We start from the raw sequence: 16,149 nt of genomic DNA, 5'->3' as shown, positions 1-16,149 counted from the left end.
GCGTTGAAGTAGGGTCCGGGTGAACCTACACATCTCGATGGACGACCTCGACCGCGAGATTCTGAATATCCTCCGACGCGACGCGCGAACCCCCTACACAGAGATTGCCGACCGCGTCGACACCTCCGAGGGGACGATCCGTAATCGCGTCGAGCGGATGGTCGAGTCAGGCGTAATCGACCGCTTCACTGTCTCGACGCGGACGGGAAACGTCAAGGCAATGATCGAGATTACCGTCGACGTGGATGTGCATACCGGTGGCCTCACCGAGGAGTTTGCGGAGTGGAAACGCGTCGACTTCGTCTGGCAAGTCTCCGGCGAAGAGGATATCGTGCTGGTCGTCGACGCCGCCGATACAGACGACCTCAACGAGCTCATCTCGCGGGCTCGCGAGCGCGAAGAGGTGATGGGGACAAAAACGCGACTGATTCTCGACGAGTGGCTCGGCTAACGCTCGTAGGTGTTGAGCCGGTAGATGAGTTGGCCTGTCCCGGCGATAACGGCGACAGCAATCACCAACCCAATCCACTCTGGCGGGCTGTACTGTGTGAGCGCAACGCCATAGCCGGCGGTCACGAGCCCGACCAGAATCAGAAAGACACCGACCATCCGACCCGCCACCCTGTCTGGAATCGAGGAGTCGTCGTAGCCTGCAATGAGGAACGTCCACTTGAACGCGGCCATACAGATACCGAGCACGAGACAGAGCGCTCCAATATAGACTGCGCCGTGGAGGTCGAGCAGCAATCCGTCGAGGCCGGCCATACCAGTCATTCCAGACACAGTAGTATCCCAGTTGTGGTCCCGTTTCGGGGTGAGAAACACCGACGGTGCACAGCCAGTCTGGTACTGCTCGCACACACGACGAAAACCCTTATCAAAATCGGCAGGCTACCTAGAATCGAATCCATGAGCGTTACACTGAAAGATTTCTACGCTGACTGGTGTGGGCCGTGCAAGACGCAGGACCCAATTGTAGAAGAACTCCAAGAGGACCTTGGCGACCGACTCTCTGTCGAGAAAATTGATGTCGACGAGAATCAAGATATCGCAAACGAGTACCAGGTCCGGTCGATTCCGACCATCGTTATCGAGGGTGAGGACGGCTCAGTCGTCGAGAAGTTCATCGGCGTCACGCAGCGCGAAGAACTCGAATCCGCTATCGAACAGGCCGAAGCTGCCTGATTGGTTCCGCGTTTTTTCCGTCGTAGGTAGCCGAGCAGTCACTCCTGTCGGTCGATGACGAAGGTGGTAAAGTCCCGAAGGTGTTGTTCAGGTTCGGCCTCGAGGTCAAGGTCATCGAGATGGCTCCGTGCGCTCGCAGAGAGTTCGCGTGCACGGGTATCGGCGTACTCGATTGCCCCGACACTCTGCATGAGTTCGATGGCTTCCATGATCTCTTCGTCGGTGTTGTCCTCGGCCCACAGAATCTCTTCAAGTCGGGTAACATCGTCGGCCGACGCCTCCTGCGCCGTGTAAATGGCCATCAGCGTCTTCTTGCCTTCTTGGATATCGTTGCCGAACTCCTTGCCAAATTCGCCGGCCTGGTCAAGCGTGTTCTGGATGTCGAGGATGTCGTCGCCAATCTGGAACGCAATCGAGAGGTCCTCGGCGTAGCGAGCCAACTGCTGTTCGACCGAATCTGGCTGGTCGGTGACGATGGCGGCCAGACGGGCAACAATCCGGGCGAGACAGCCCGTCTTGCAGGCACACATTTCGTAGTACTGCTGCTCGTCGACTGTGATCTCTTTCTCGTTGTGCCAGCAGATGTCCATCCCCTGTCCGAGATGCGTTCTGTTGAGTTCGTGAGTAAGCATCTCGTAGATAGCGAGTCGCTGACTGTCGGTCAGGTCGTCGCGGTATTCCTCGATTACCTTCAGCGGAATGAAGTACATCGCGTTGCCGGCGTTCAGTGCGATATCGGTGCCGTGTTCGTGGTGCAGTGCCGGGCCGCTGCGGCGCATCTGGGCTTCGTCCTCGACGTCATCGACGATGATTGTCCCGTTGTGGAGAATCTCCGGGATGCAGGCGTAGGGGAGATACTCCTCGGGCTCTTCGCCGAGCGCTTCGACAATCATCAAAAAGAGGATCGCGCGCCAGCGTTTGCCACCGCGGTCGAGCAGGAGCCAGATTGGGTCCGACAATGCCTCCTGAATCGCCGCAGGCTGGTACTTGTAGGTCGGCTCGCCGAAAAACTCAGTGAGATACGTGTCGTCGATCCGTCGTGGCAACAGCTCTTCGATTGCGTCATCGATGACCGGCCGCCACTCGGCGAGAGCTTCCCGCATATACGGAGACTCGCGTGCAGTGACCAAAAAACCACTCATACGGCCAAAGGGAACCCCCGCGCAGACACGCACAGAGACAGGAATTATGAGGGTGAAACCTCGTTCTCCGTATCTTAATGGCAGCAAATGGTATTTGATGGTAAACAACGCAAGCTTTATATCATCAGAGGGTGTATATGGTAATAGAGGTAACACATCATGGCAAACTACACCAGTCCAATCACGACCACCTTCGAACTCCAGCGCCGCTCGATCGAACAGGGACAGCAGGCAATCGAACAGAGCCTCGACGTCCAGAAGCAGCTCGGTGACTCGCTCATCGCGGGTCTCGACAGTCAGGAGCAGCTCCAGCGACGTCTCGTCGAACTCAACCGCGACACCGTCACCAGCCTCCTCGACGCCGTCGACGGCCTCCCGGGCGCAGACGTTGCAGTCGACGACCTCCGCGAGAGCATCGACGGAAGCTACGAAGATCTCCTCGACGGTCACGAGGAAGCCTTCGACAGCGTCTCTGAGGAGCTTGAAAACGGTATCGACAACGTCGACGACGTGAGCGACGACCTGCTCGAAACGCTCGACGAGCAGCTCGAACTGGTCCTCGACGCCCACGAGGAACTCGAAGACCAGTCCGTCGAAGTCACCGAAGAGCTCGTCGGCCAGTTCGAGGAACTGCAGGAACAGGCCAACGACGTGCAGGACCAGATCGAACAGGTCTCCGAGGAAGCCGCCGAAGCCGTCGAAGCCTAACTCAGGCTTCGCGCTCCCAGTTTCCCCTTTCTGACGCTTTTTCCTCCTCTTTCAGGACAACTGTGCAGTCGTCTCTCGGATGAGCCCGTCCAGTATCTCTGGCGTTGTCGGATGATACGCCCGGTCCGGAATGTCTCGCACGTCCAGCCCCAGTTCCACAACAATCTGCATAGCCTTGGCCATCGCGTCAGCGTGGAAGTGCAGCCCCTGATAGCCAAGCACTGTCCCGTCAGTGTCGACAACTAACTTTGCGAGTCCAGCAGGGACATCCTTCGCCTGAAAGACACCGTCGTCGCTAGCTTGCCGGCTCGCAACGACGATATCGTGGCCTGCCGCCCGCGCGCTCTGCTCGGAGTGCCCGACGCGGGTGAAGGGATAGACACCCAACCCCGAGAAGATGACGTGGTGGTGGATATTCTCGTACGATTCGAGTTCGCCGCCGGCCATCTCAGCGCGGATGTTCGCCGCGGCCTGCATGCCCTGTTCTTTCGCGACGTGGAGAATCGGTTCCTTTCCGTTCGCGTCGCCGACGACGTACACGGAGTCGGCGTCGCGGGCCTGCATCGTGTCCTCGACCCAGTCGCCGTATGGCTCGATTGGCGTGTGTTCGAGGCCGAGGCGGTCGACTGCCGGCCGGCGGCCGGTGAAACAGAACAGCTGGTCGGCCTCGACGATTTGCTCGCCGTCGGGTGTGTCCAGCGTGAGTCGGACACCGCCGTCTGCGGTCGGTTCGAGTTCTTTCTCGTGGGCGTTTGTCGGAATCGTCACGTCGAATGCCTCGCGATACAGTGAGAGGGCAGCGTCGCCGAACTCGGCGTCAGCCTCGTCGATTGGCCGGTCGTCGTGTTCGACAACAGTGAGGTCCATCCCCGCGGCCTCGGAGAGATACGGGACCATCTCCATCCCGACGTAGCCGAATCCCATCACAATACCACTGTCGGGGAACTCCGTCGTGTCGAGCACGTCGGCGCTGGTCATGTACTCGACCGTCTCGATGCCTGGCGTATCGGGGATATTCACGTTCGACCCGGTCGCGATGACGACGTAGTCAGGATTGTACATCTCGCCGCCGGCCTGCAGTGTTGTCTCGTCGACGAACTGGGCCGTCTCGCGAATCAGCGTGACATCATCGCGGTCGGCGAGACCGTCGACGGCGTCGCGGCGGTGCTCGGCCCAGCCCAGCGTGTGGTCGTCTTTGCGCTGGACCACTGCCTCGAGGTCGACGTCGGGGACGTCGCCGACGAGACGCTCGTCGTGGCGGGCCTGATACCGGTGTGCGCCTGCGGAGAGAACCTCTTTCGAGGGCATACAGCCCTGGAGGATACAGAGGCCGCCGCCGGGGTCACCGTCGTCGAACAACAGGAGTTCGGCCTCGCCGGCAAGTTCGTCGGCGACTGCCGACCCCGCGCTGCCGTAGGCACCGATGATTGCGACTTGTGCGTTCATATGATGACGTTACGATGTGGCGACATAACGCTACCGTCCAGTACTCAACTTCGAAATGGTTATGTCTTGTTAGTAGTATCCTAACGACAACACCGATGAGTGGAGCACGCCCGGCGGCCCGTGGGGAAGGGGGGTCGACAGCACGGGAACAACTCGACCCCGGGCAGTCGGTCGGTGCGGTGGCACTCACCGCACTGCTCGTCTGTTCGTTGTTCGTCCCGTTTCTCGGCGCACTGACACCCGTCGCAGCCCAGAACACCGCTGGGCCCGTCGAGGGCGAAGTCAATCTCGATGTCGAGACCCAGGACGGAGAGCTACAGCGCGGGACCGAACAGACGCTCAATCTCGGGCTCTCGAACGACGGCGAGGTACTGACCAACGGGACGCACCCACCGGGCGTCCGGTCGCGGGTAACGCAGGCGGAGTCGACAGAGGTGAATATCACTGACTCGCCAGCCGAAATTGAGGTTCGCTCCGGCGAGCAGTCACCGGGAGATATCGACAGCGGCGACACAGTTGTCAGCGGTTTTACTGTCTACGTCGACGAGGACGCGGCCTCCGGCGAGTACGATCTAGGTGTGACGGCGGAGTACAACAATGTCACCGTCACCGAGTACGAGCAAAACAGCGACGGGGAACTGGTCGCAGTCGAGGAGTCACGGGAGAGCGTCACCGAGAATTTCACCGTGACTGTCGATGTCGAACCCGAGCCGGCCTTCGAGATTGCAACGACCGAATCTGACGTGCAGGTCGGCGAGAGCGACGAGTACGTCGTCGAGGTGACAAACACCGGCGGGGAGCGCGCCGAAGAAGTCACTGTCACGGCGGAATCGACCGACCAAGACATCAGTTTCGGGTCCGGCGGCGGAGCCTCTGACCGAGCAGTTTCGTCGTGGGACGCCGGCGAAACAAAGGAACTCGTCTACCAGATAAACGTCGCCGAGGACGCCGTGACAGAGCCGTATCCAATCGACATCACCGTCGACTTCACCGACACCGACGGCAACGATGGGTCGGAGACACTGCGAACGGCAGTGCAACCAGAACCTCGCCAGCAGTTCGTCGTCAGAGAGACAACCCACGAGGTTCCGGTCGGTGACAACGGTATTCTGACTGTCGTGGCCGAAAACGCCGGGCCACAGGACATCGAGAATGCTTCCGTGACAATCGCGAGCAACGACCCGGCAATCACCTTCCCAGAGTCCGGCGGCGGCGCGACGACGACCACGACCTTCGTCGGGGACTGGGACGCAGGAGCCACCCAGAACATCGGGGTTCGCGTTGCAGTTGGGTCAGCGGCCGTCCAGCGAAACTACACGCTGGAGATGACCGTCGACGGCCGCGACGAGGACGACTCGGAACTCACCGAGCGCACGCGGCAGTTCGGATTCACACCAGACCCGAAACAGCGCTACGCCGTCACGAATGTCTCGCACGACCTCGTTGTCGGCGACGACAGCCCCGTTACCGTGACGCTCCGCAACCGCGGGCCACAGAACGTCACCGGCGCGACGGTAACACTAACGTCCAGCACTTCCGCGCTTACCTTCGCAGATGGTACGACGACCACCGAGATTTTCGTCGGGGACTGGGCCGCAGGTGAGACTCGGGACATCTCGACACGAGTCAGTGCGTCGGGCGACGCGGTCACCAGCGAGTACGCCATCGAGGCAGCCATCACCGCTCGTGACGAGAACAACAGCGCGCTCGCAACCCGAACCGAGACGTTCGGCGTGTCCCCACTCCCGCGACAGCGCTACGCCATCGAATCCACGAGCCACGATATCGCGGTCAACAACAACGGCGTGCTCGAACTCGTGGTCCGCAACGAGGGGCCGCTGAATCTTACAGACGCCTCCGTACAGGTGACCGCCGCAGACGGTGCAATCGTCTTCGGCGCTGGCGGTGCGGGCGAAGCCGTCGAGTTCCAGGATACTGCCTTCGAGACACAGAATGCGGGCCAACCGAACTCCGAGGCATTCGTTGGCGACTGGGCCGCAGGCGAGACAAAAACGGTTCGCTATCAGGTCGGCACGACGGAGAGCGCCCTCCCGCGGGAATACACACTAACGGCGACGGTCAACGGCCGCGATTCGGACGACGAGGCGGTGACAGCGCAGTCCCGAGAGTTCGGCTTCGAGCCAGGAGTCGAGCAGACCTTCGCAATCGAGGGGAACAGTAGCACGCTCCGGGTCGGCGAGGACGGCACGCTCACCGGCACCGTCACGAACACTGGCACAGAGACCGTCAACGGAACGGCAATTCGGCTTGCGACTGATTCCGAGACAGTCCTCCCACGGGAGACACAGTACGCGGTCGGGACGCTGGAGCCAGGTGAGACTGCTGCCTTCGAGTTCCGGATTGGTATCAGCGCAGAGGCGACGGCCGGGCCGCGAATCTTCGAGTTCGAGACCCGCTACCGCAACAGCGACGGCGACGAGCGCGTCGATAGCTCACAGGACATCGCTGTCGAGGTGTTGCCCGAACGTGACGCCTTCTCGGTCGGGCCAGTCGAGCAGACGCTCACCCCCGGCGGGAGCAAGCAGGTCAAGATCGACCTGACGAACAACCTCGATTACACCGTCGAGAATGTCCGCGCGAAGATATTCCCAGAGACACCACTCGAAAGCGGTAACGACGAGTCTTTCGTTGCCAGCCTCGACCCCGGCGAAACGGAAACGTTCGTCTTCGAGGTGAGTGTCGGCAACAACGCCGTCCCGAAGGCCTATCCCATCGCGCTCGACGTTCGCTACGACGACGACAGCGGCGAACCACAACTCGCGGGCACCTACGATGTCCCGGTCGACGTGAAGGAAGGTGACGACGGCGGCGTTGGCCTCTGGGTGTGGCTGCTCGCGCCCGCACTACTCCTCGTCGGCGGCGTGGGCTACTACTTCCGAGAGACCGTCAGCACAGCGGGCACACAGCTCACGGCAAAACTACGAGGATAGCCGATGTCCAACGGAGGGGTCGACTATCAGCCGGTGCTCGATGTCATCAATAGCTGGGTGACCGGCCGCCCGAAGACGATTATCGTCGTGTTCTTCGTCGTGACGGCACTGTTCGCGCTGGGGTTGCCCTACATCGAGATCGACCCCGGTGAGGGCGGATTCACCGAGGGCACCGACGAGCAGGAGGCACTGGACGCTGTCAACGAGGAATTCGACCGTCCGTTCGCAGAGAGCGAAGAAACAACGCAGCTGATCCAGCGCAACGAGAACGTCCTCTCGCGGGAGGGGGTGTTGCGAATGCTCAGACTGTTACAGCGCGTCGAGAACGACGCCTCCTTGCGCGTGCGAGAAGGCTCAGCACCGGCCCAGGGTGTCGCAACAGTCCTGGATACCGACGCCGAGACGCGCGAACAGCAGATTCGGGCCGTCGAGCAGGCGACTGACGCTGAGGTGCGCTCGGCCGCGCGGACGCTGCTCGAACGCAACCCGTCGGTGAAAGGCTCACTCAGCAACGACCTCAACGAGGAGACACCCTCGGCGTCGGCCTCGATTGCCATCGTGGAACACGAGATTCCGACCGGCGATAGCGCCGAACTCGAGCGCATCCAGACAGAGATGCAAGATACCGCGGACACTGTCGGCGGCGACGTCGTCGTCTTCGGGTCGGCAATTTTCGACAGCGAGTTCGAGCAGGCGCTCATCGATTCGCTGTCGCTGATGGTCCCGGCGGTGATTGTCCTCATTCTGTTCTTTCTGCTCTTTGCCTACCGTGACCCGATTGACCTCGTGCTCGGGCTGGTCTCGCTGTTTCTTGCTGTCATCTGGACCTTTGGCTTCGTCGGCCACGCCCGCATCCCGTTCAACCAGATGATGGTCGCCGTCCCGCCGCTGTTGCTCGCAGTGGGTATCGACTTCGGTATCCACGCGGTCAACCGCTACCGCGAGGAACGCGTCACGGGCAAGGACCCCTACGAGTCGATGATCATCGCGAACGAACAGCTCATCGTTGCCTTCTTTATCGTCACCGGAACGACCGCAATCGGCTTCGGCGCGAACATGACCAGCGACCTGCCCGCGATCTTCGATTTCGGCTTCGTTGCCTCGCTGGGTATCATCTTCACCTTCCTCATCTTTGGTATCTTCCTGCCGGCGGCCAAACTCTATCTCGACGAACTCCGTGAAGGGACGCGGATTCCGGAGTTTGGGACCCAGCCACTCGGCGACGAAGACTCTCCGCTCGGGCGACTGCTCCCGGTCAGCGCTCACGTCGCGAAACGAGCGCCGGTCGTGATGCTCGTCGCTATTCTCCTGCTGACCGCCGGCGCGGGCTACGTCGGCACCGGCGTCGACACCGAGTTCGACGACGAGGAGTTTCTCCCATACGAAGACGTTCCCGCCTACATCGACGTAATTCCGGAGCCGCTGGGGCCGGGCGACTACCAGGTTCGAGGGCTGGTCACCTTCCTCGGCGACAACTTCGAGAGCGGCGAGAGCAACGAGGTGACCGTCTACGTCGAGGGACCGATCTATCAAAATCACGTCCTGGAGTCTGTCTATCGCGCCGGCCAGGAGCCGCCGCCAGCGATTGTTACCGACGGCCGACGGGCCGAGTCCGAGAGCATCCTCGACGTGATAAACGAGTACGCCGAGGAAAACGACGAGTTCGCCGCACTGGTTGCACGCAACGACCTCACCGGCAACGGCGTCCCGGACCAGAACGTCAGGCGAATCTACCAGGAACTGCTCGCGTCGCCGTACGAGGAGGAGGCCCTGACGTACATCACCGAGGACCTGCAATCAATGCGGGTTATCTACTCCGTCGACGCCGAAGCCTCACAGCAGGCGATTACGACCGACGCACGGTCGGTTGCCGACCGACACTGGCTCGACGCCACCGCAACTGGCGATACGATCATCTTCGAGACAGTCACGGAGTTGTTGCTCGCTTCAGCCATCGTCAGCCTCAGCGTTGCGCTCGGACTCACAGTTGTCTTCCTGATTCTTATCTACTGGCTGCTCGAGGGGCGACCGTCGCTCGGTCTCGCCAACACTGTGCCAATCATCTCGACGGTGGCCGTGCTGGCGGCGACGATGGCGGTGCTCGACATCCCGTTCAACGCCCTGACAGCGACGATTCTCTCGATCACGATTGGGATTGGGATCGACTACTCGGTGCACATCACCCACCGCTTTATCGACGAGTACAACGCCGGGCGGGACGCCCACACGGCGCTGGTCCGCACACTCCGAGGGACTGGCGGCGGAATTACCGGGAGTATGATTACAACCGCGGGCGGGGTCGGGGCGCTCGTGTTGTCGGTGACGCCGATGCTCGCCCAGTTCGGGGTGCTCATGTCAGTGAGCGTTATCTACTCCTATCTCGGCTCGATTATCGTCTTGCCGCCGGCGCTTCTGGTCTGGGAACGCGTGTTCGGCTAGGCTTCCCGCTCAATCTCGCGGTGGGTCTCGACGAGAGCGTCGAAACCGTCGATCTCTTCGCGAAGCTGTGGCGCGAGGTCGTCGGCGCGCTCTTTCGCGCGGTGGTACTCCTCGCTGTCTGCGAGTTCGGCGTGAGTAAGTTCGCCTTCGAGGACGTCAATTTTCGAGACGAGCGAGAGAAAGCGGTCCAGTTGCTCCTCGCTGGCCTGTCCGTCGAGGTGTTGGTCGAGAGTGTCTCGCAACGTCTCGTCGAAAATCGGTTTGCAGAGGTAGTCGTCGAAGTCCATCTCCAGAATGTTGAGGTCAGGGTCGACCGCAGTCGCCATAATAACCGGCACGTCGTAGCCGCGCTCGCGGATTCGTTCGAGCACCTCGTCGCCGTGCATATCTGGCATCCGGCGGTCGAGCAAGACAGCGTCGACGTCGTCGTCCATCGCCGAAAGCGCCGCCTCACCACCGGTAGCGACTCGTGTCCGGTATGTCGTCTGGAGGCGGAGTGCGTACGTCTCCGCGACATCCTCCTCGTCGTCGACAATCAACACGAGTGGTGCAGCGTCGGCAGTCGGGCTCACACGGCATAGTTGAGGGTAGACTGCAGAAAGCGTTACGTCTGTTAGCCCGGTTGGCGACCGATGCTCCGGAAGGCGTCGTCCAGCGTCTCGAACTCGTCGAGGACGTCGTCGAGTTCTTCCTGAAGCTCCTCGGCCCGCTCGGTGAGTCGGTCGAGTTCCTCGCTCTGCTCGCGTTCCTGTGGCGGGAGCTCGGACTCGAGCAGCGCAAGTTTGGAGGAGACCTCGTAATACTCCGAGAGCTGGTCGCCGTAGCGCTGGACCTGCAGCTGCTGGTTGATTGCGGCGACGAGGTCGTCCTTTTCGACGGGTTTGCAGAGATAGTCGTCGAACGGCATCTCGACGATATCCAGCCCCGGGTCGACTGCCGTCAGCATAATCACCCGGCAGTCGTAGCCTTTCTCGCGAATCTCGGCGAGGACATCGTCGCCGGAGATATCTGGCATCCGGCGGTCGAGCAGGACGATATCGACATCGATGTCGATCGTTTCGAGGGCGTCCTCGCCGCCGTAGGCGACACGAGTGTCGTAATCGTTGCGAAGCCGTAGGGCATACACGTCCGCAACCTCCTCTTCGTCGTCGACGACGAGCACGGTTGCGTTCTCGCTACCCTGTGACACATGTGACTCTCGGTACCCCCGGGCTAATAAGTCTGTGTTATCCGCGGTCAGATTCGGGCAAGGTTAATCAGTTCCCAGCATTACTATCCGATATGCTCGGCTGCGGACCGGGGGAACGTAATGAGTGAGGACGACGACTGGTTCGAGCAAGCGCTCTCCGAAGAGGACCCCGACACAGACAGCGAAGAGAACGACGAGAGAGCAGAAGCTGAAGCCACCGGGAGCAGTGAGAACCCCTGGGGAGAGCCCGAACCCGACGAACAGGACGAGGGACCCTGGGGTGAAGACGAGACAGACGACGGCAGTCCGTGGGACGAAGACGAGACAGATGAAGGCGGCCCATGGAACGAGTCTGCCGACGCGGACACCAGCACAGGAGGCGAGGCGTTCGACAGCGACAGCAGTTTTGGCGATGGCGAGGGCGGGGCCGACACTGAGAGCCCATTCGATGACGCTGATGGCCCCTTCGGCGGCAGTGATGACTCATTCGACGGCGACGGGGGCGACGACCCCTTCGGCGGCGGGGACAGCGAAGGGCTGTTCGACGACGAGGGATTCGGCGGCCTCGGCGGCGGCGACGCGGAGTTCGAGGAGGAGGATTTCGACTCCGAAATCCCACGAATCGACCTCGGAATCGAAGGACTCGACAACATGATTCAGGGAGGCATTCCCGAACGGCACCTGATGGTGACTTTCGGGAGCGCCGGGACAGGGAAAACCACCTTCGGGCTGCAGTTTCTCCATCACGGGCTGTTGAACGGCGAAAACGCCGTGTTCATCACGCTCGAACAGACACGCGAAGCGATCATCGCAACAGCCAACGAGTTCGGCTGGGATTTCGCCACGTTCGAGGAAGAGGGTCAACTCGCGGTCGTCGACTTGGACCCCGTCGAGATGGCGAACAGCCTCGACAACATTCAGGCCGAACTCCCGCAGTTGATCCAGGACTTCGGGGCTGACCGACTCGTACTCGACTCCGTCTCCTTGCTGGAGATGATGTACGACAATCAGGCCAAACGGCGAACTGAGGTCTTCGACTTCACCCGGTCGCTGAAGAAGGCAGGCGTGACGACGTTTCTGACGAGCGAGGCCAGCGAAACCAATCCCTACGCCTCGCGTCACGGCATCATCGAGTACCTGACAGACGCCGTCTTCGTCCTGCAGTACGTCCGCGGAGAGACCCAGGAGACACGGCTGGCTGTCGAGATTCAGAAGATCCGAAATGCCAACCACTCTCGTGAGAAAAAGCCCTACGAGATGACCGAAGGTGGGCTGTCAGTCTACCAGCAAGCCAACATCTTCTAACCGCTCGAACTGCTATCGACGGTATGCGCGTTCTCTCCTACGTCTACGACGCCGCTGACCCGGCCGACCACGTTGCGCAGGTGCTCGACGAATTGGCCAGCCGCGAGGAAGAGGTCGAGTACGTCGACATCGACGCGGCGGAGACGCGGGCCGACGGCCGCCGGACGGCGATGCTCACGGTGAAAAACGGCGTTGGGATTGGAACACCGCCAGACGAATTGTACGGCGACGACGGCCAGCCTGACCTGACGGTCGGCGCGTTGATAACGGAAGAAGAAACCGGGCGGCGCTCGCTGCACGTCGGTCCGGCGGCGCTCGAAGCACTCGAATAAGTTAGGCGACGTCGTCGGGAACTTCGTCGTCCTCGACAGAGCGTTTCATCGACTCACGGCGAGACTTGGCGTCGCGGCCGGTTGCTGATTCGAGGAAATCGTTTTTGACCGCAACGGCGTCCTCGGCGGCTTCAACGTGGCCCTCGGCGATAACCTTCTCTGCCGGGCGCTCCTCGATATCGAGAGCGAGTTTGTCCTTTTTCGAGCCGTACTCGACTGTGCCGACAGTAACCTTCGAGAAGACAGGATTGTCTGGGTCCTCGACAACGTACAGTTCAGTGTCGTTGTACGCTTCGGTGCCGCTGATTGGGCCGAAATACTCCTCGACTGTTGCCTCCATATCCTCGATGCGGTCTTCGAGGTATTCGCCCCGTCGCATCTTGTACTCGCGCATAGTCAGTCTGTCGTGTGGACCGGTCTTACCTCTTTCGTGCTCGGACTGGCGCGTCACTCGGTGACGTGTTCGAGCGAGCCACGGTGACACTCCGGACAGAAGTCGCCCCGTCGAAGTGAAGACTCGGCAACTGGCGTGGTGAACTCACACTCCGGGCAGTGAAACTCGCCGTCGGGGACGGTCACGGCACTGCCGGGTTGCTCGACCTCCTGCTCGTCCGGCGTCGGGTCGACCTCCGTCTCGGGCTTCCACTGGTCGTCGCCATCGTCGGGTTCGTCGGGCCACTCGCCGGGTTTTCGCTCGGGTTCGTCCGCGTCGTCCTCCTCGTCGAGGATGACACCGTCGTCAGTTTCGGGGTCAGTTTCTTCGGCCGGCTCCGCCGTCTCGACGACCCCCGTGGCTCCAGTCTCCGGTTCGGCCTCTGCAATCGACGGCTCTGGCTCCGCGGTACTCTCCGCTGGCTCGTCATCAGTCAGCACTTCGGCGTCTTCGGCGTCCACGTCGGGTTCGGGGGGCTCGGGTTCGGGCTCAGGCGTCGGGTCACTCTCCGTCTCGTCGGTCTCGTCCTGTCCGTCGAGGTCCTCGGCGACGATGTCGGCGGCGGTTTCCAGCGTCGTCACTTCCTTGTTTTCAGAAACGACCCGGGTCTCCCCACACCGTTTGCAGGTCTGTCGCTCCTGAATCGTCGTGACGACCTCACTCCCGTCCTCCTCACGTTCGCGTTCGATCTCGGAGTCGCCGTAGGCATGCCCGAAGACAGAACACTTGAAACTCATTAGCATGAATATCTCACCCTGCGAACCATAAGCGTACTGCTTGGACGAGCCGTCAACGCGGCGCGAAAATATATAAGAGCCAGCCTCACGTATCCACAACCAATGCGAGCGAAGGAGGAATACCGTGACCGCGACGAGACAGAGGTTGCGGTTCTTGATGCCCTGGCCGGGAGAGCCGACACTGGCACCACGGTATTCGACCTCCGGGCGCTAGTTGAAGAAGATATCGACACGCTCGAGGAGGCGCTGGCGGAATTGAACGACGACGGACTAATCGAGGTGACGGAGGAAGGCGGGCGGACGATGATTTTCGCGAAAGACCACGCCATCGGCAACGGCACGCCTCCCGACGACGGCGAGACTGATTTCTTCGAGGAGATTCGCCGCCGATTCCCCTTCTAGCCAAGGGTTAAGACGCCGAAACCCCATGGTTGGGTATGCGCGTCGTTTCGCTTTTGCCCTCGGCGACAGAGATGCTCTATGCGCTGGACATCGAGCCTGTCGGCGTCTCTCACGAGTGTGATTATCCGCCCGAAGCCGCCGAGTTACCGGCAGTCAACAGTTCCCGCATCGACGCCAGCGCCGACAGCGAGGACATCGACGAGCAGGTGCAGTCAGCGCTCGACGATGGCGGTGTCTACGAGATCAACCGCGACACGCTTGCTGACCTCGACCCAGACGTGATTGTCTCGCAGGGGATCTGCGATGTCTGTGCGGTCGAAGACACAGAAATCCGAGCGGCAGTTGCTGACCTCGGTCTCGACGCTGACGTGGTGACGAGTGACCCCCACAGTCTCGACGATATGCTCGGCGATATCGAACGCCTCGGGGAGCGACTCGGCCAGACAGAGCAGGCAACGGCGGTCCGTGCAGCCCTCGAACAGCGCGTCGAGACGATTACCCAACAGACCCCTGAGAACGGCCCCCGAGTCACAATACTGGACTGGCTCGACCCGGTGATGGTCGGCGGTCACTGGCTCCCGGAGATGGTCGACCGCGTCGGCGGGTCGTACGGACTCGCGGAGCCGGGTGCGCGCTCGCGGCCCCGCGAGTGGGCGTCAATCCGCGAGTACGACCCCGAAGTGCTGATTCTCGCGCCCTGTGGCTTCGGGCTGGACCAGACCCGCGACGACATCTCGGTGATGACCGAGCGCGAGGGCTGGGCAGAGCTGTCGGCGGTGCAAAACGACCGCGTCTACGCTATCGACGGCCACCACTACATGAACCGACCCGGGCCGCGGCTGGTCGACTCACTGGCAGCGCTCGCGAGTGTCATTCATCCGGGCACCGTTGACGCGCCAGCAAACGCGGTGACACGGCTACCAACAGCAGAACTATCGGCCGGGGACTGAGTCAGGCGATATCCGAGCGAACGCGAAAGCGCTGGTAGTTGCCGTGAGAGAGTTCCAGCGAACCGATCCACCAGTTCCACCGCTCGACGAGGCCGTACTCCGCCGGCGCGTCGGCCAAGTTCGAGACGATGGTCTCGACGGTGAGTTCGTAGTCGAGTTCCGCCTCGATTCGTCCGGAGTCTGCCAGGTCCCGCGCCTGCCGAGAGACCGCGCGACGGCCCTCCTCGCTGCTGCAGAACTCGCTGTCGAGGCGTTCCACGAGTTGTTCCCGGTCCACATCTCTACATGGACCTGCCCCTTTGTTAATTTATCTGCGGCCAAAAGAACGCGAGAGTGTAAGCTGCGTTAGGCTTCTTTGACGATGACGGCACCGTGCATGCCCAGACTCTGGTGGGGGGTGCAGTAGTACAGCTGGTTGCCGGCGCTGTCGAAGGTCTGACTGAAGGTGACATCGCTACCCTCCTGTGCACTTCCGCTGTTGAAACTCGCCGCGCTGCTATCGGCCGAAACGACGTTGTGTGCGCCGCCGTTACCGGTCCACTCCCAGACGACCTCGGTTCCAGAGTCAACCACGACCGCCGCTGGGCTGAAGGCCAACCCCTGGCTGCCGGCGCCGACCTCGATCGTTACCGAACTCGACCCTGTCTCGTCGACGGCACTACCACTGTAGCCGTTTGCTTCGTTGTCGCTGAGATACGTGTCAACAGGGCCTGGAACGCTGGCACCGCCGCTGCCACCGCTGCCACCGTCACCGTTGTCGCCGCCACTGGAACAGCCTGCAAGTGCAACTGTCGCTGCCGTTGTGCCTGTTGCCGCAAGGAACGTACGTCGGGTAGTCTCTTTCGTCATAACATCAGAAAGTTGGTCTCTGCATGTAAGAGTGTCCCGGTCTGTCCCAGAGTATGGGAACGGAGGGTAGCAGCCGTCATT

At 61.3% G+C, this 16,149-nt stretch carries 18 protein-coding genes; 9 read left to right on the top strand and 9 right to left on the bottom strand.

What is annotated here, in order from left to right:
* Positions 1 to 37 precede the first annotated feature (37 nt).
* A complete protein-coding gene (locus ACMGFM_RS16225) occupies positions 38 to 451 on the top strand; it encodes an Lrp/AsnC family transcriptional regulator (protein ID WP_436903721.1) in 414 nt (137 codons plus the stop codon).
* Here ACMGFM_RS16225 and ACMGFM_RS16220 read toward each other — a convergent pair.
* Complete coding sequence (locus tag ACMGFM_RS16220) at positions 448 to 765, bottom strand: DUF3784 domain-containing protein (protein WP_436903720.1); 318 nt, start codon at positions 763 to 765, stop codon at positions 448 to 450. The genes ACMGFM_RS16225 and ACMGFM_RS16220 overlap by 4 nt on opposite strands.
* Positions 766 to 909: 144 nt before the next feature.
* On the opposite strand from ACMGFM_RS16220, the gene ACMGFM_RS16215 reads away from it, so the two are divergent.
* Positions 910 to 1,185, top strand: a complete 276-nt coding sequence (locus tag ACMGFM_RS16215; RefSeq protein WP_436903719.1) for a thioredoxin family protein — start codon at positions 910 to 912, stop codon at positions 1,183 to 1,185.
* A 38-nt stretch (positions 1,186 to 1,223) separates the two neighbouring features.
* Here the strand turns inward: ACMGFM_RS16215 and ACMGFM_RS16210 are convergent, their stop codons facing one another.
* Positions 1,224 to 2,288 (bottom strand): polyprenyl synthetase family protein, encoded by a 1,065-nt coding sequence (locus ACMGFM_RS16210; protein WP_436903718.1) that lies wholly within the window; start codon positions 2,286 to 2,288, stop codon positions 1,224 to 1,226.
* Between the two features lie 198 nt (positions 2,289 to 2,486).
* Here ACMGFM_RS16210 and ACMGFM_RS16205 point away from each other — a divergent pair, with 198 nt between their 5' ends.
* Positions 2,487 to 3,035: a hypothetical protein gene (locus ACMGFM_RS16205; protein WP_436903717.1), complete on the top strand. Its 549-nt coding sequence runs from the start codon at positions 2,487 to 2,489 to the stop codon at positions 3,033 to 3,035.
* A gap of 51 nt (positions 3,036 to 3,086) precedes the next feature.
* Here ACMGFM_RS16205 and ACMGFM_RS16200 read toward each other — a convergent pair whose 3' ends face one another.
* Positions 3,087 to 4,481 (bottom strand): dihydrolipoyl dehydrogenase family protein, encoded by a 1,395-nt coding sequence (locus tag ACMGFM_RS16200; RefSeq protein WP_436903716.1) that lies wholly within the window; start codon positions 4,479 to 4,481, stop codon positions 3,087 to 3,089.
* A gap of 95 nt (positions 4,482 to 4,576) precedes the next feature.
* Between ACMGFM_RS16200 and ACMGFM_RS16195 the strand changes: the two genes are divergently transcribed.
* Both ACMGFM_RS16195 and ACMGFM_RS16190 read left to right on the top strand, forming a co-directional pair.
* The gene (locus ACMGFM_RS16195) at positions 4,577 to 7,432 is read left to right on the top strand and encodes a COG1361 S-layer family protein (protein WP_436903715.1); all 2,856 of its coding nucleotides are present in this window, start codon (positions 4,577 to 4,579) and stop codon (positions 7,430 to 7,432) included.
* A gap of 3 nt (positions 7,433 to 7,435) precedes the next feature.
* Positions 7,436 to 9,871: an efflux RND transporter permease subunit gene (locus ACMGFM_RS16190; protein ID WP_436903714.1), complete on the top strand. Its 2,436-nt coding sequence runs from the start codon at positions 7,436 to 7,438 to the stop codon at positions 9,869 to 9,871.
* Here ACMGFM_RS16190 and ACMGFM_RS16185 read toward each other — a convergent pair.
* The gene (locus tag ACMGFM_RS16185; RefSeq protein ID WP_436903713.1) at positions 9,868 to 10,443 is read right to left on the bottom strand and encodes a response regulator transcription factor; all 576 of its coding nucleotides are present in this window, start codon (positions 10,441 to 10,443) and stop codon (positions 9,868 to 9,870) included. The two genes, ACMGFM_RS16190 and ACMGFM_RS16185, sit on opposite strands and share 4 nt — an antisense overlap.
* 41 nt (positions 10,444 to 10,484) lie before the next feature.
* The gene (locus ACMGFM_RS16180; protein WP_436903712.1) at positions 10,485 to 11,060 is read right to left on the bottom strand and encodes a response regulator transcription factor; all 576 of its coding nucleotides are present in this window, start codon (positions 11,058 to 11,060) and stop codon (positions 10,485 to 10,487) included.
* Between the two features lie 120 nt (positions 11,061 to 11,180).
* Between ACMGFM_RS16180 and ACMGFM_RS16175 the strand changes: the two genes are divergently transcribed.
* Both ACMGFM_RS16175 and ACMGFM_RS16170 read left to right on the top strand, forming a co-directional pair.
* On the top strand, positions 11,181 to 12,365 hold the full coding sequence (locus ACMGFM_RS16175) for a KaiC domain-containing protein (RefSeq protein WP_436903711.1): 1,185 nt from the start codon (positions 11,181 to 11,183) through the stop codon (positions 12,363 to 12,365).
* Positions 12,366 to 12,388: 23 nt separating this feature from the next.
* Complete coding sequence (locus tag ACMGFM_RS16170) at positions 12,389 to 12,697, top strand: hypothetical protein (protein ID WP_436903710.1); 309 nt, start codon at positions 12,389 to 12,391, stop codon at positions 12,695 to 12,697.
* Between the two features lies 1 nt (position 12,698).
* Here ACMGFM_RS16170 and ACMGFM_RS16165 read toward each other — a convergent pair whose 3' ends face one another.
* Together ACMGFM_RS16165 and ACMGFM_RS16160 are read right to left on the bottom strand one after the other, a co-directional pair.
* Positions 12,699 to 13,091 (bottom strand): DUF5611 family protein, encoded by a 393-nt coding sequence (locus ACMGFM_RS16165; RefSeq protein WP_436903709.1) that lies wholly within the window; start codon positions 13,089 to 13,091, stop codon positions 12,699 to 12,701.
* Positions 13,092 to 13,144: 53 nt separating this feature from the next.
* Positions 13,145 to 13,867, bottom strand: coding sequence for a DUF7093 family protein (locus tag ACMGFM_RS16160; RefSeq protein WP_436903708.1), 723 nt, complete (start codon positions 13,865 to 13,867; stop codon positions 13,145 to 13,147).
* A gap of 102 nt (positions 13,868 to 13,969) precedes the next feature.
* On the opposite strand from ACMGFM_RS16160, the gene ACMGFM_RS16155 reads away from it, so the two are divergent.
* Together ACMGFM_RS16155 and ACMGFM_RS16150 are read left to right on the top strand one after the other, a co-directional pair.
* The gene (locus ACMGFM_RS16155; protein ID WP_436903706.1) at positions 13,970 to 14,269 is read left to right on the top strand and encodes a DUF6432 family protein; all 300 of its coding nucleotides are present in this window, start codon (positions 13,970 to 13,972) and stop codon (positions 14,267 to 14,269) included.
* A 35-nt stretch (positions 14,270 to 14,304) separates the two neighbouring features.
* Positions 14,305 to 15,219 carry a cobalamin-binding protein gene (locus tag ACMGFM_RS16150; protein WP_436903705.1) on the top strand — a complete coding sequence of 305 codons (915 nt, stop codon included), beginning with the start codon at positions 14,305 to 14,307 and terminating at the stop codon, positions 15,217 to 15,219.
* Between the two features lies 1 nt (position 15,220).
* Here the strand turns inward: ACMGFM_RS16150 and ACMGFM_RS16145 are convergent, their stop codons facing one another.
* Together ACMGFM_RS16145 and ACMGFM_RS16140 are read right to left on the bottom strand one after the other, a co-directional pair.
* Complete coding sequence (locus tag ACMGFM_RS16145; RefSeq protein ID WP_436903704.1) at positions 15,221 to 15,496, bottom strand: WNWW family protein; 276 nt, start codon at positions 15,494 to 15,496, stop codon at positions 15,221 to 15,223.
* A 68-nt stretch (positions 15,497 to 15,564) separates the two neighbouring features.
* Positions 15,565 to 16,068 (bottom strand): halocyanin domain-containing protein, encoded by a 504-nt coding sequence (locus ACMGFM_RS16140; RefSeq protein WP_436903703.1) that lies wholly within the window; start codon positions 16,066 to 16,068, stop codon positions 15,565 to 15,567.
* Between the last annotated feature and the right edge of the window lie 81 nt (positions 16,069 to 16,149).

This window comes from Halovenus halobia, assembly GCF_051414135.1.
Taxonomy (GTDB): Archaea; Halobacteriota; Halobacteria; order Halobacteriales; family Haloarculaceae; genus Halovenus; species Halovenus halobia.
Note: the sequence above shows the minus strand (reverse complement) of the source record. Positions and strands in the feature narration are given on the sequence as shown.

Coding starts and splice junctions, on each gene's coding strand:
- ACMGFM_RS16210 (WP_436903718.1), bottom strand. CDS start 2,288: ATGCGGGAAGCTCTCGCCGAGTGGCGGCCGGTCATCGATGACGCAATC.
- ACMGFM_RS16195 (WP_436903715.1), top strand. CDS start 4,577: ATGAGTGGAGCACGCCCGGCGGCCCGTGGGGAAGGGGGGTCGACAGCA.
- ACMGFM_RS16190 (WP_436903714.1), top strand. CDS start 7,436: ATGTCCAACGGAGGGGTCGACTATCAGCCGGTGCTCGATGTCATCAAT.
- ACMGFM_RS16150 (WP_436903705.1), top strand. CDS start 14,305: ATGCGCGTCGTTTCGCTTTTGCCCTCGGCGACAGAGATGCTCTATGCG.
- ACMGFM_RS16165 (WP_436903709.1), bottom strand. CDS start 13,091: ATGCGCGAGTACAAGATGCGACGGGGCGAATACCTCGAAGACCGCATC.
- ACMGFM_RS16155 (WP_436903706.1), top strand. CDS start 13,970: ATGCGAGCGAAGGAGGAATACCGTGACCGCGACGAGACAGAGGTTGCG.
- ACMGFM_RS16140 (WP_436903703.1), bottom strand. CDS start 16,068: ATGACGAAAGAGACTACCCGACGTACGTTCCTTGCGGCAACAGGCACA.
- ACMGFM_RS16170 (WP_436903710.1), top strand. CDS start 12,389: ATGCGCGTTCTCTCCTACGTCTACGACGCCGCTGACCCGGCCGACCAC.
- ACMGFM_RS16220 (WP_436903720.1), bottom strand. CDS start 765: ATGGCCGGCCTCGACGGATTGCTGCTCGACCTCCACGGCGCAGTCTAT.
- ACMGFM_RS16215 (WP_436903719.1), top strand. CDS start 910: ATGAGCGTTACACTGAAAGATTTCTACGCTGACTGGTGTGGGCCGTGC.
- ACMGFM_RS16200 (WP_436903716.1), bottom strand. CDS start 4,481: ATGAACGCACAAGTCGCAATCATCGGTGCCTACGGCAGCGCGGGGTCG.
- ACMGFM_RS16225 (WP_436903721.1), top strand. CDS start 38: ATGGACGACCTCGACCGCGAGATTCTGAATATCCTCCGACGCGACGCG.
- ACMGFM_RS16205 (WP_436903717.1), top strand. CDS start 2,487: ATGGCAAACTACACCAGTCCAATCACGACCACCTTCGAACTCCAGCGC.
- ACMGFM_RS16160 (WP_436903708.1), bottom strand. CDS start 13,867: ATGAGTTTCAAGTGTTCTGTCTTCGGGCATGCCTACGGCGACTCCGAG.
- ACMGFM_RS16175 (WP_436903711.1), top strand. CDS start 11,181: ATGAGTGAGGACGACGACTGGTTCGAGCAAGCGCTCTCCGAAGAGGAC.